Here is a 12,910-nt window from a genome sequence, read left to right as displayed (position 1 = left end):
CCGCGACAACCAGAAAGCCCGACCCCACAGGGGGGCCGGGCTTTCCGGGATAACGCTGCTGACTTGCGGCTAGGCGTCGGGCTTCTCGAAGACCCAGGTGGTACCCTCGCGGGAGTCCTTGAGGATGATGCCCAGCACCGCGAGCTCGTTGCGGATGGCGTCGGCGGCGGCGAAGTCCTTCGCCTGCTTGGCTGCGGCGCGCGCGTCGATCTTCGCCTGGATCTCGGCTTCCGAGAGCGGCAGGCCGGAGGCGCCCGCCTTGAGGAAGGTCGCCGGGTCCTGCTGCAGCAGGCCCAGGATGCCACCCAGGCGCTTGAGCTCGAGGGCCAGGGCCGGCGCCTGCTCGGGCGCCTCCTTCCTGGCGCGGTTGAGCTCGCGGGCCAGGTCGAAGAGCACCGAGAGCGCCCCGGGCGTGTTGAAGTCGTCATCCATGGCGGCGGTAAAGCGCGCACTGAACTCGGGCGCCACCGCGCCTGCTGCCGGCTCGCTCGCTTCCTGAGCCAGCCCTTCCAGAGCCAGCCCTTCAAGAGAGTGGTAGAAGCGCTCCAGGGACTTGCGGGCCTCGGCCAGGGAGTCCGGCGAATAGTTGATGGCGCTGCGGTAGTGGCTGGCCACCAGCAGGTAGCGCACCACCTCCGGGTCGTGGTGCTCGAGCACCTCGCGGATGGTGAAGAAGTTGCCCAGGGACTTGGACATCTTCTCCTGGTTCACCCGCACCGCCCCGGCGTGCATCCAGGTATTGACGAAGGGCTTACCGTTGGCGGCCTCGGACTGGGCGATCTCGTTCTCGTGGTGGGGGAAGGTGAGGTCCGGCCCACCGCCATGGATGTCGAAGGTGTCGCCCAGGCAGCACTTCGACATGGCCGAGCACTCGATGTGCCAGCCGGGGCGCCCCTCGCCCCAGGGGGAGGGCCAGCTGGCCTCGCCGGGCTTGGCGGCCTTCCAGAGCACGAAGTCCAGCGGATCCTCCTTGTGCTCGTCCACCTCGATGCGCGCCCCAGCGCGCATCTCGTCGAGATCACGGTTGTTGAGCTTGCCGTACCCCTCGAACCTGCGCACCCGGTAGTAGACGTCGCCGTTGTCGGCGGCATAGGCGTAGCCCTTGGTGATCAGGGTCTCGACCATCGCGATGATGTCGCCGACATGGCGGGTCGCCCGGGGCTCCTGATCGGGGGGCAGCACGAAGAGGCGCGCCTCATCCTCGTGCATCGCCTCGATCATGCGCTCGGTGAGCGAGGCGATGCTCTCGCCGTTCTCGTCGGCACGGCGCAGGATCTTGTCGTCGATGTCGGTGACGTTGCGCACATAGGTGACGTCATAGCCGCGATGGCGCAGGTAGCGGGTGATGACGTCGAAGGCCACCATCACCCGGGCATGGCCCAGGTGGCAGTAGTCGTAGACGGTCATGCCGCACACGTACATGCGCACCCGGCCCGGCTCGATGGGGGTAAAGGCTTCCTTACGGCGGGTCAGCGTGTTGTAGATCTGCAGCTCGTTGCTCACGATCACCCCTTCGTCTGCGCGTCTTTCTTCATGACTTTGGCCCAGCTGTCCTTGAGGCCCACAGTGCGGTTGAACACCAGCTTGCCGTCGCGGCAGGCATGGCGGTCGGCGCAGAAGTAACCCACGCGCTCGAACTGGAAGCGGCTCTCGGCGGCAGCCTCGGCGAGACTCGGCTCGCCGATGGCCTGGCAGACCACCAGCGACTCCGGATTGAGGTGGTCGAGGAAGTCGGCATCCCTGTCGCGGTCCGGCTGCTCCACGGTGAAGAGGTTGTCGTAGAGACGCACCTCCATGGGCACGCCGTGCTCGGCGCTGACCCAGTGAATCACGCCCTTGACCTTGCGACCCTCGGGGTTCTTGCCCAGGGTATCGAAGTCCACGGAGCAGTGGAGCGCTTCGATCTCGCCGTTGGCGTCCTTGACCACCTCGTCGCAACGGATGACGTAGGAGTTGCGCAGGCGCACCTCCTGGCCCGGCGCCAGGCGGAAGAACTTCTTGGGCGGCTCCTCCATGAAGTCGTCCTGATCGATATAGAGCTCCCGGGTGAACGGCAGCCTGCGCACGCCGAGATCGTTCCGGGCCGGGTGGCCGGGCACCTCATAGACCTCCTCATGCCCCTCCGGCACGTTGGTCAGCACCACCTTAAGCGGCTTGAGCACCGCCATGGCCCGGGGCGCGTTGTCCTCGAGGTCGGCGCGGATGGCATGGTAGAGCATGGCAATGTCCACCAGGCCGCCGTCGGCACGGGTCACGCCGATCATGTCGCAGAACCTGCGGATCGAGGCCGGCGTGTAGCCGCGGCGGCGCATCCCGGAGATGGTCGGCAGACGCGGATCATCCCAGCCGTCGACGATGCCCTCGTCCACCAGCAGCTTGAGCTTGCGCTTGGAGGTCAGGGTGTAGTTGAGGTTGAGCCGGGCGAACTCGATCTGGCGGGGCCTCGCCGGCACCGGCAGATTCTCCAGGAACCACTCGTAGAGCGGGCGATGGTCCTCGAACTCCAGGGTGCAGATGGAGTGGGTGATCCCCTCGATGGCGTCCGACTGGCCATGGGTGAAGTCGTAGGAGGGGTAGATCTTCCACTTGTCGCCGGTCTGGTGATGATGGGCGTGGCGGATGCGATAGAGGATCGGATCGCGCAGGTTGATGTTGGGCGAGGCCATGTCGATCCTGGCCCGCAGCACCTTCTCGCCCTCGGCGAACTCGCCGGCACGCATGCGCTCGAGCAGATCGAGGTTCTCCTCGGCCGTGCGCTCGCGGTAGGGGCTCGGGCGGCCGGGTTCGGTGAGGGTGCCGCGGTACTCGCGGATCTCGTCGGCCGAGAGGTCATCCACGTAGGCCCTGCCCTCGCGGATCAGGTGCTGGGCCCAGGCATAGAGCTGATCGAAGTAGTCCGAGGCGAAGCGCACCGCCCCGGCCCACTCGAAGCCCAGCCAGCGGACGTCCTCCTGGATGGCGTCGATGTAGGCCTGCTCTTCCTTGGCCGGGTTGGTGTCATCGAAGCGCAGGTGACAGTCACCACCGAACTGCTCGGCGAGGCCGAAGTTGAGACAGATCGACTTGGCGTGGCCGATATGCAGGAAGCCGTTGGGCTCCGGCGGGAAGCGGGTCACGATCTTGCCGGTGCGACCGGCCTCGATCTCGTCGCGAATCTGGTTGCGAATGAAATTCGGCGCGCTGGTGGTGTCGGTGGTCATGGTTGGGAAAACAACCTCTGGTTGAAGGTGCGGGCGCTCACTTCGCGCCTCGAGGCAAAACCGGTATTATAGCGCCACGTCCATGGGCAACGCCAAGGCGAGGCCCCTTTACCGCACAGGAACTTACGCATGATCACTCTGCAGACTACCTACGGCGACATCGGCATCGAGCTGGACTACGAGAAGGCGCCGAAGACCGCTGCCAACTTCGAGCAGTACGTGCGCGACGGCTTCTATGACGGCACCCTCTTTCACCGTGTGATCGACGGCTTCATGGTCCAGGGCGGCGGCTTCGACGAGGACTTCAACCAGAAGCCCACCCGCGACCCCATCGAGAACGAGGCCGACAACGGCCTGCAGAACGAGACCGGCACCCTGGCAATGGCACGCACCCAGGACCCGCACTCCGCCACCGCGCAGTTCTTCATCAACGTGGCCGATAACGCCTTCCTGAACCACAGCGGCAAGTCCATCCAGGGCTGGGGCTACTGCGTCTTTGGCCGCGTGGTCGAGGGCATGGACGTGGTCGAGAAGATAAAGGGCGTGGCCACCACCCGCCGCGGCATGCACGCCGACGTGCCTGCCGAGGACGTGGTGATCCAGAAGGCCTACGTGAAAGAGGCCTGATTCACCGCCCTGCCCCGGCCGACGCCCGCCCCGCGCGGGCGTCTTGCCCTCTGCCCGCCAGCCCAGGACCCCGCTGCCATGACCACCCTGCTGATTTCCGACCTGCACCTGCACCCCGGCGCCCCCGAGGTCACCGAAGGCTTCCTGCACTGGCTTCAGACGCGCGCCTGCGGCTGTGACGCGCTCTACATCCTGGGCGACTTCTTCGAGGCGTGGATCGGCGACGACCTGCTCGACCTGGCCGGCCAGGACCCCAGCGGCAACGCCGACCTGGCCCAGCGCGTCGCCCGGGCGTTGCGGCGCCTGGCCGATGACGGCACCGAGCTCTTTCTGATGCATGGCAACCGCGACTTCCTGCTCGGGAAGCGCTTCGCCGAGGCGGCCGGCGCCACCCTGCTCCCCGACCCCAGCGTGGTGACGCTCGGCGGCCAGCGGATCCTGCTGATGCATGGCGACAGCCTCTGCACCCTGGACGCCGAGTACCAGGCCTTCCGCGCCCAGGCCCGCAACCCGCTGTGGCAGGCCCAGGTGCTCTCCATGCCCCTGGCGCAGCGCATCGCCCTGGCGAAACAGTTGCGCGAGCAGTCCGGGGAGGCCAACTCCAACAAGGCCGAGGACATCATGGACGTGACGCCGGAGGAGGTGGTCAGGGTGATGGCCGAACAGCGCGTCACCACCCTGATCCACGGCCACACCCACCGCCCCGCGGTGCACGACCTGAGCGTCGACGGCGAGGCCGCCACGCGCCTCGTGCTGGGCGACTGGCAGCCCGGCCAGGGGTGGGAGATCGTCATCGAGGAGGGGCAGGCCCCCAGGCTTGAGCACTTCGCCCTAGGCGGGTGACCCCGCGCCGAGCCGACAGGCCTCGAGGCGCGCCTCCAGCGCTTCGGCGTCGGGCAGGCTCCCCGCCGCGCCGATGACCTCGAGGCGCGAGTCGCGCCGCCAGGCGCTGGCGGTGAGGCTGACCGCCCCCGCGGCGCGATTGTAGAGCCGCCAGCCGGCGTCACAGTGGAACACTCCCTTGACCCGCAGGGTGGCCGGCAGCTCCCCCAGCACCATGGCCAGCCGGTCGAGCTCGAACCGGTCGTCGGGGTGCCAGCGCCACCCCAGGGTGGCGTGTCCCAGCGCCGCGCCCTCCTCCCGTTGGGGCCGCCCCGGCGCGGGCAGCGGCGCCGCGAATGCCTCCAGCACCACGCCCTGCGAGCCGAGCGCCCCGCCCACCGCGTCGCGAAGCCGTCGGTGGGTCTCGTTGTCGGGCGCCGCGCGCGGCGAGGCGGGCGCTCCGGCGTCGAGCAGTCGCGCCAGCGGCAGGCGGCCGAGGGGCGCCTCCATGATCCAGCGCTTAGCGGGCCACAGCTCGGCGAGCCACGCTTTCGCCCTCGCCACCTGCTCGGGGCTTGCCAGGTCGACCATGGTCAGTGCCACCCCGTCGGCCAGGGTCAGCTGGTCGCGGAAGGTCTCGTGCTCGAGGGTACGCGGGTCATCCAGACGGCGGGGGTCCAGCACGGCGACCATCTCCCCCAGCGCCAGCACCCCCTCGAAGGCCTCGCCCCTCAGTACCTCCAGCAGCCCCGCGGGATGGCCGAGCCCGGAGGGCTCGATGATCAGCCGGTCCGGGCGATGGCGATGCAGCAGGTTGACCAGGGTCGCCTGCATCACGAAGGCCAGCTGGCAGCAGAGGCAGCCACCCGGCAGCCCCTTCACCACCAGGTCGTCGCGCTCCTCAAACATGGTCTGGTCGATGCCCACCTGGCCGAACTCGTTGACCAGCACCGCCCAGCGTTCATCCGCGGGTTTCTGCTCGATCAGCCGATGGATCAGGGTGCTCTTGCCACTGCCCAGGAAGCCGGTGATCAGGTGCACGGGGATATTGGCCAGGGGTGCGGGCATGAGGGAGGCCTCGGACGGAGAAAGTGTTATATCATAACACAACGATCAAGGGGACGAAGCGGACAAGGGTCAGGGCCAGCAATGAAAAAGGAGCAAGCCAAGGGGTTGCCTTGAAGCTTGCTCCTTTCGCTGGCCTTGCGGCTAGCCGAGGACCCTAGCGGCGAATCTCCGCCCTGTCGCGCAGGTCATCCAGCAGTCCCAGGATGGCGGCCTGGGCGCGCAGCCGTTCGGCCATGCTGGCTACGAATTGCTCGACCTGGGCATCCAGCTCGCCCTCCTCGACCCGCTCCAGGGCGATCAGCACCACCCGGTCACCATCGGCGGCGCGGCCATAGACCGGGGCATCGCCCTCGGGGGCCGGGAGGCGGAACACCGCATCCACCAGCGCGCGGGAGAGGCCCTGGGTCTCCTGGCGGCCCACGCCGTCGACCCGCTGCCAGTCGAGGCCCTGCTCGTCGCCGTCGCGCAGCGCCGCGAGGCGCTCCTCGGCCAGTGCCATCAGCGCATCGCGGCGAAGGTTGGCGGCCACGCTGGCCTCGACCTGGTCACGCACCTCCTCCAGGGGCAGGGTGGTGGCCTCGCGATGCTCCGCCACGCGCACCACCAAGCGGCGGTCGTTATCCAGCTCAATCACCTCGCTGTTGAAGCGCTCCTCCAGCACGTCGGGGCTGAAGGCCTCGCTCATCACGCCGGGCTCCGAGAGCACGCCCTCGGCGCCGTCGCGAGAGACCCAGTCGCTCTCGTGGAGGGCCAGGCCGAGGTCGTCGGCGACGCTCTGCAGGTCGTCGGCGGCGAAGCTCTCGTCGATCAGGCGCTGGACCCGCTCGTTGAACTCGCCGGAGACCCGGGAGAGCGCGAGCTCGCGACGAAGCTCGTCGCGCAGCTCCTCGAAGGACTGTCGCTCGAGGCCGGTCACGGTCAGCAGATGCAGGCCGTTGTCGGTCTCGACGATATCGGAGACCTCACCCTCGTCGAGGCTGAAGGCCGCCTCGTCGAAGCTGTCGCCGAAGAAGCCGCGGCTGATCACGCCCAGATCGCCACCCTGCTCCGCCGTGACGGTGTCATCGGAGACCTCGAGGGCCAGGTCGGCGAAGGCTTCGCCCTCGGCCAGCCGCTCGCGCACCGCTTGAAGCTCAGCACGCGCCTCGTCGCGACTGCGTTCGCCATCGACGGTCAGCATGATATGGGCGATGCGACGATCGGCGTCGGCGGTGCGCTCCTTCCAGGCATCGCGCAACGCGGACTCCTCTACCTCGACCGCCTCGGCCATCTCCTGGCGGTCGATGAGCACGTACTCCAGGCGCACCTGCTCGGGGCGGCGGTAGTTGTCGGCGTTGGCGGCGTAGTACTCCTCCAGCGCGGCCTCGGTCACCTCCACGTCGCCCTCCACCTGCTCGGCGGACAGCGCGGCATAGCGGAAGCTGCGGGTCTGGCGCTGCAGGGTCGCCAGGGTCTCCTGCTCGCTTGGCAGGGTGAAGTCGCTGAAGGCCAGGCCCTGCTGCAGCTGCTGGCGCTTCATGTCCACGCGCAGCTCCTCGCGGAAGGCCACCGGGGTATAGCCGGCGCTGGCCAGGCGGTTGCGGAACAGCTCGCTGTCGAAGCGGCCCTCCTGGTCCTGGAACTCCGGCAGCGACACGATGATCTGGTCGAGCTGCTCCTCGGAGAGGTGCAGGCCACCCTCCTCGGCATACTGGGTCAGCAGGCGGTCGGTGATCAGTTGGTCGAGCATCTGGGCGCGCAGGGCGCGCTCCTGCTCGGGAGGCACCTGACCGCTGCGGATCGCCCGCTGAACCTCGAGCTCCAGCTGCTGGCGAGTGATCGGCTCACCGTTGACCTTGGCGATCTCGTCGCCTCCGCCGCCGAACAGACCCACCAGGGACTCGACGCCGAACAGGGCCATGGTCACGACCACGGCCCCGACGATGATCTTGGCGCCCCAGCTTCGGGAGCGGTCACGAATACTTTGCAGCATGCAGGCCTCGGCAACGTATTGTGTGGAAAGTGCGGTCTTTAAACCAAGACAGGCGCACCGCCATGGGCGATGCGCCTGTAGGAGAGTCAACCATCAGCGGCGCGGCGTGCGGGACGCCTCAGTTGACGGAATCCTTGAGCGCCTTGCCGGCCTTGAAGCTCGGCACCTTGGCGGCGCTGATCTCGATCGGCTGGCCGGTCTGGGGGTTGCGGCCGGTACGCGCAGCGCGCTCCTTGACCTGGAAGGTGCCGAAACCCACCAGGGAGACGCTGTCGCCCTTCTTCAGGCTATCGGTCACGGTCTCGACCATGGCGTCCAGGGCCCGGGCAGCGGCTGCCTTGGGAATGTCGGCAGACGCGGCGATGGCTTCGATCAGCTCGGACTTGTTCACACTTCACCCCTTGATTTTTCGGATTTTGGCTCTAATCGGCGCAACAACTCAACCGGAAGGTCACGATCACGGCATGGCGCATTTTATAGCAATGCGATGAAAGGACTGTCAAGCATGCTACCGCGCCGGACCCCACCATATCAGGCTTTTCGACAAAACATGGTGGGGAAATTATTGTCAATGCGTGCTGATCATCGACGGGGATGAGGCGGCATCCTCGGATCGAGATTCCTCTCCGGAAGACTCCGGCCTTTTGGCCAGCGCAACTTCAAGCACCTCGTCGATCCAGCGAACCGGCCTGATGTCGAGAGCCTCCTTGATATTATCCGGAACCTCCTTGAGGTCGCGGCGATTCTCCTCGGGCACCAGCACGGTCTTTATACCACCGCGCCGAGCGGCCAGCAATTTCTCCTTCAGGCCGCCGATAGGCAGCACCTCGCCGCGCAGGTTGACCTCGCCGGTCATCGCCACGTCGCAGCGCACCGGGCGACCAGTGTAGGCGGAGACCATGGCGGTGACCATGGCGATGCCGGCGCTGGGACCGTCCTTGGGCGTGGCGCCCTCGGGCACGTGGATGTGAAGGTCCTCCTTCTCGAAGCGCTCAGGGTCAATGCCGAACTTTAGCGCTCGGGCCCGCACCACGGTCTGGGCCGCACTCACCGACTCCTTCATCACCTCACCGAGCGAACCCGTCTTGTTGATGCGCCCCTTGCCCGGCGTCACCACCGACTCAATATTGAGCAGCTCGCCGCCCACCGAGGTCCAGGCCAGGCCCGTCACGCGGCCGACCTGGTCATCTTGGTCGGCCAGGCCGTAGCTGTAGCGGCGCACGCCGGCGTAGGCCTCGATGTCGGCAGCGGCCAGGGTCTGCGGTGCCAGAGCGCCCTCCTGGCTCTCCTTCTCGAGGCGCTCGCGCAGCACCTTGCGGCACACCTTGGCGATCTGGCGCTCGAGCTCGCGCACGCCCGCCTCGCGGCTGTAGTAGCGGATCAGCTCGAGGATCGCCTCGTCGGCGAAGGCGAGCTCCCCTTCCTGGAAGCCGTTGGCCTTGAGCTGCTTAGGCGCGAGGTAGCGCTTGGCGATGGCCAGCTTCTCGTCCTCGGTGTACCCCGGCAGACGAATCACCTCCATGCGGTCCAGCAACGGCCCCGGGATGTTCATGGAGTTGGCGGTACAGATGAACAGGGTCTCGGAGAGATCGTAGTCCAGTTCGAGGTAGTGGTCGCTGAAGGTGTCGTTCTGCTCCGGGTCGAGTACCTCGAGGAGCGCCGAGGCGGGATCGCCACGGTGGTCCATGCCGATCTTGTCGATCTCGTCGAGCAGGAACAGCGGGTTCCTGACCCCGGCCCGGGACATGCGCTGGATCACCTTGCCCGGCAGCGAGCCGATGTAGGTGCGACGATGGCCGCGGATCTCGGACTCGTCACGCACCCCGCCGAGCGCCAGGCGCACGTACTTGCGGTTGGTGGCCCGGGCGATGGACTTGCCCAGCGAGGTCTTGCCCACCCCGGGCGGCCCCACCAGGCAGAGCACCGGACCCTTGAGCTTCTTGACACGCTTGTGCACCGCCAGGTACTCGAGGATGCGCGCCTTGACCTCCTCGAGGCCGTAGTGATCCTCGTCCAGGACCTGCTGGGCGTGCACCAGGTCGTGCTTGACCCGGGTGCGCTTCTTCCAGGGCACCGAGACCAGCCAGTCGAGGTAGGAGCGCACCACCGTCGCCTCGGCGGAGTTGGGCGACATCATCTTGAGCTTGCCGAGCTCCTGGGTGGCCTTTTCGCGAGCCTCCTTGGGCATCCCGGAGGCCTCGATGGCCTGCTCGTACTTCTCGGCCTCGTTGGGCACATTCTCGAGCTCGCCCATCTCCTTCTGGATGGCCTTCATCTGCTCGTTGAGATAGTACTCGCGCTGGGACTTCTCCATCTGGTCCTTGACCCGGGAGCGGATGCGCTTCTCGACCTGCAGCAGGTCGATCTCCGCCTCGATCAGCGCCATCAGGTGCTCGATGCGATCGCGCACGCGATCCATCTCCAGCAGCCGCTGCTTGTCGTCGATCTTCAGCGACAGGTGAGCGCAGATGGTGTCCACCAGGCGGCTCGGGTCCTCGATGCCGGAGAGGGAGTTGAGCACCTCGTTGGGCACCTTCTTGGACATCTTGACGTACTGCTCGAACTGGTTGAGCAGCACGCGCACCAGGGCCTCCTGCTCGCGCTCGGTCAGGGGCTCGCTCTCGCGCAGCACCGCCTCGGCCGAGGTGAAGGCCTCGCCGGCATGGATGATTCCCACGTCGGCGCGGGAGACCCCCTCGATCAGCACCTTGACGGTGCCGTCGGGAAGCTTGAGCAGCTGCATGATCTCTGCCACGGTGCCGATGGCGAAGAGGTCATCCCGGTCGGGATCGTCCTTGCTGGCCTCGCGCTGGGCCACCAGCAGTACCCGCTTGTCGGCACTCATGGCCGCCTCGAGGGCCTGGATCGACTTCTCCCGGCCGACGAAGAGCGGAATGACCATCTGCGGGTAGACGACCACGTCCCGCAGCGGCAAAAGGGGCAGACTCAGGGTCTGATCGGCGTTCTGCTGCATCGCAGACGTTCCTCAAACAAAACGGATGAATGTGACAGGGGTGGGGGCGCGCCGGCTGCTTTGCAAGGGAAGGCCTGACGATGGATGACGAAAAAAGACAGCGCCCGCACAAAAGAACGCGGGAGCGGCCTCGCCTGGCCGGCGGGTCACCGGCTGTGGCGAGGCACGCTCCCGCATCGGGGCCCGGCGCTGGCGCCGGACCCGAACCGCTCAGCCGTCGGTGCCGTCGCCGGCCACTTCCTGCTGCTGGGAGTAAATCAGCAGCGGCTCGCTCTCGCCGCTGATCACGGAGGCGTCGATCACCACCTTGCTAACCCCCTCCAGGGAAGGAATCTCGTACATGGTGTCGAGCAGTACCGACTCGAGGATCGAGCGCAGGCCACGGGCGCCGGTCTTGCGCGCCATCGCCTTGACCGCCACCGCACGCAGGGCGTCCTCGCGGAACTCGAGCTCCACGCCTTCCATCTCGAACAGCTTGGCGTACTGCTTGACCAGCGAGTTCTTCGGCTCGGTGAGGATCTGGATCAGCGCATCCTCGGTGAGCTCGGTCAGCGTGGCGATCACCGGCAGGCGCCCCACGAACTCGGGGATCAGGCCGAACTTGACCAGATCCTCGGGCTCGACGTCGGCCAGCAGCTCGCCCACGCCGCGCGACTCGTCCTTGCTCTTGACCTCGGCGCTGAAGCCGATGCCACCCTTCTCGGCACGGTCGCGGATCACCCGATCCAGGCCGGCGAAGGCACCGCCGACGATGAACAGGATGTTGCCGGTGTTGACCTGCAGGAACTCCTGCTGCGGATGCTTGCGCCCGCCCTGGGGCGGCACCGAGGCGGTGGTGCCCTCGATCAGCTTGAGCAGCGCCTGCTGCACGCCCTCCCCCGAGACATCACGGGTGATGGAGGGGTTGTCCGACTTGCGCGAGATCTTGTCGATCTCGTCGATGTAGACGATGCCGCGCTCGGCCTTCTCGACGTCGTAGTCGCACTTCTGCAGCAGCTTCTGGATGATGTTCTCGACATCCTCGCCCACATAGCCCGCCTCGGTCAGCGTGGTCGCGTCGGCGATGGTGAAGGGCACGTTGAGCAAGCGCGCCAGGGTCTCGGCCAGCAGGGTCTTGCCGCTGCCGGTGGGACCGATCAGCAGGATATTGGACTTGCCGAGTTCGACGTCGTCCTTCCTGACCTCGGAGCGCAGGCGCTTGTAGTGGTTGTAGACGGCAACTGACAGCACCATCTTGGCGCGGTCCTGGCCGATCACGTAGTCATCGAGGGTGTGACGAATCTCGCGGGGAGTCGGCAGGCGCTCCTCGTCGGTCTCGGCATCGGCATCGAGCACCTCCTCGCGAATGATGTCATTGCAGAGGTCGACACACTCATCGCAGATATAGACGGACGGGCCGGCAATCAGCTTGCGCACCTCGTTCTGATTCTTGCCGCAGAACGAGCAGTAGAGCAGCTTGCCGCCTTCGTCCTTGCCTTTGCCGTCGGCCATTCGCTTACCTCATTTCAGTTGGCCCGGCGCACATGGCGCCCGGCCGGGCTCACATCGGCAGCACAAGCTACCGGAGAACGGTGTCAGGACGTGATGAAATTCACGCTATCAGGATGTCGGCCGCTTATCCAGCACCGCATCGATCAGGCCATACTCGGCCGCCTGCACACCGTTCATGAAGTTGTCGCGGTCGGTGTCCCGCGCGATGGTATCGATGTCCTGGCCGGTATGGTGCGCCAGGATGTGGTTGAGCCGGTCGCGAATACCGAGGATCTCACGGGTGTGGATCTCGATATCCGAGGCCTGGCCCTGGTAGCCGCCCAGGGGCTGGTGGATCATCATCCGCGAGTTGGGCAGGCAGAAGCGCTTGCCGGCCGCACCGCCGGCCAGCAGCAGGGCCCCCATACTCGCCGCCTGGCCGATGCAGACGGTAGAGACGTCGGGCTTGATGAACTGCATGGTGTCGTAGATCGACATCCCCGCGGTCACCGCCCCGCCCGGGGAGTTGATGTAGAGGTGGATGTCCTTGTCCGGGTTCTCGGACTCAAGGAACAGCAGCTGAGCCACCACCAGGTTGGCCATGTAGTCTTCCACGGGACCTACCAGGAAGATCACACGCTCCTTGAGCAGGCGGGAATAGATATCATAGGCCCGCTCGCCGCGCGCGCTCTGCTCGACCACCATCGGCACCAGGCCACCGGCGTTGTGGATCTCGAACTCGTTGCTCATCAGTGTGACGTCCTTGCATCCGGAGAA

General features: G+C 66.6%; 10 protein-coding genes. 2 read left to right on the top strand and 8 right to left on the bottom strand.

What is annotated here, in order from left to right:
* Positions 1-69: 69 nt before the first annotated feature.
* Both cysS and D1793_RS14590 read right to left on the bottom strand, forming a co-directional pair.
* Complete coding sequence (cysS, locus tag D1793_RS14595; RefSeq protein WP_205527693.1) at positions 70-1,491, bottom strand: cysteine--tRNA ligase; 1,422 nt, start codon at positions 1,489-1,491, stop codon at positions 70-72.
* A 14-nt stretch (positions 1,492-1,505) separates the two neighbouring features.
* Complete coding sequence (locus D1793_RS14590) at positions 1,506-3,200, bottom strand: glutamine--tRNA ligase/YqeY domain fusion protein (RefSeq protein ID WP_119022800.1); 1,695 nt, start codon at positions 3,198-3,200, stop codon at positions 1,506-1,508.
* Positions 3,201-3,329: 129 nt separating this feature from the next.
* On the opposite strand from D1793_RS14590, the gene D1793_RS14585 reads away from it, so the two are divergent.
* Both D1793_RS14585 and D1793_RS14580 read left to right on the top strand, forming a co-directional pair.
* Complete coding sequence (locus D1793_RS14585; RefSeq protein ID WP_119022799.1) at positions 3,330-3,827, top strand: peptidylprolyl isomerase; 498 nt, start codon at positions 3,330-3,332, stop codon at positions 3,825-3,827.
* Between the two features lie 78 nt (positions 3,828-3,905).
* Positions 3,906-4,670 carry a UDP-2,3-diacylglucosamine diphosphatase gene (locus D1793_RS14580; RefSeq protein WP_119022798.1) on the top strand — a complete coding sequence of 255 codons (765 nt, stop codon included), beginning with the start codon at positions 3,906-3,908 and terminating at the stop codon, positions 4,668-4,670.
* Here D1793_RS14580 and D1793_RS14575 read toward each other — a convergent pair.
* The 6 genes from D1793_RS14575 to clpP form a co-directional block, all read right to left on the bottom strand.
* Complete coding sequence (locus D1793_RS14575; RefSeq protein WP_119022797.1) at positions 4,659-5,717, bottom strand: GTP-binding protein; 1,059 nt, start codon at positions 5,715-5,717, stop codon at positions 4,659-4,661. The two genes, D1793_RS14580 and D1793_RS14575, sit on opposite strands and share 12 nt — an antisense overlap.
* Positions 5,718-5,871: 154 nt before the next feature.
* The gene (locus D1793_RS14570) at positions 5,872-7,689 is read right to left on the bottom strand and encodes a SurA N-terminal domain-containing protein (protein ID WP_119022796.1); all 1,818 of its coding nucleotides are present in this window, start codon (positions 7,687-7,689) and stop codon (positions 5,872-5,874) included.
* A gap of 118 nt (positions 7,690-7,807) precedes the next feature.
* Positions 7,808-8,080, bottom strand: a complete 273-nt coding sequence (locus D1793_RS14565) for an HU family DNA-binding protein (RefSeq protein ID WP_119022795.1) — start codon at positions 8,078-8,080, stop codon at positions 7,808-7,810.
* A gap of 177 nt (positions 8,081-8,257) precedes the next feature.
* A complete protein-coding gene (lon, locus tag D1793_RS14560; RefSeq protein WP_119022794.1) occupies positions 8,258-10,663 on the bottom strand; it encodes an endopeptidase La in 2,406 nt (801 codons plus the stop codon).
* 210 nt (positions 10,664-10,873) lie between these two features.
* Entirely contained in the window at positions 10,874-12,154 is a 1,281-nt protein-coding gene (gene clpX / locus D1793_RS14555; RefSeq protein ID WP_119022793.1) for an ATP-dependent Clp protease ATP-binding subunit ClpX, read from the bottom strand.
* Between the two features lie 108 nt (positions 12,155-12,262).
* On the bottom strand, positions 12,263-12,883 hold the full coding sequence (gene clpP, locus D1793_RS14550; RefSeq protein ID WP_110068598.1) for an ATP-dependent Clp endopeptidase proteolytic subunit ClpP: 621 nt from the start codon (positions 12,881-12,883) through the stop codon (positions 12,263-12,265).
* Positions 12,884-12,910: the final 27 nt, after the last annotated feature.

It is taken from the genome of Halomonas sp. JS92-SW72 (genome assembly GCF_003547075.1).
Lineage (GTDB): Bacteria > Pseudomonadota > Gammaproteobacteria > Pseudomonadales > Halomonadaceae > Halomonas > Halomonas alkalicola.
Note: the sequence above shows the minus strand (reverse complement) of the source record. Positions and strands in the feature narration are given on the sequence as shown.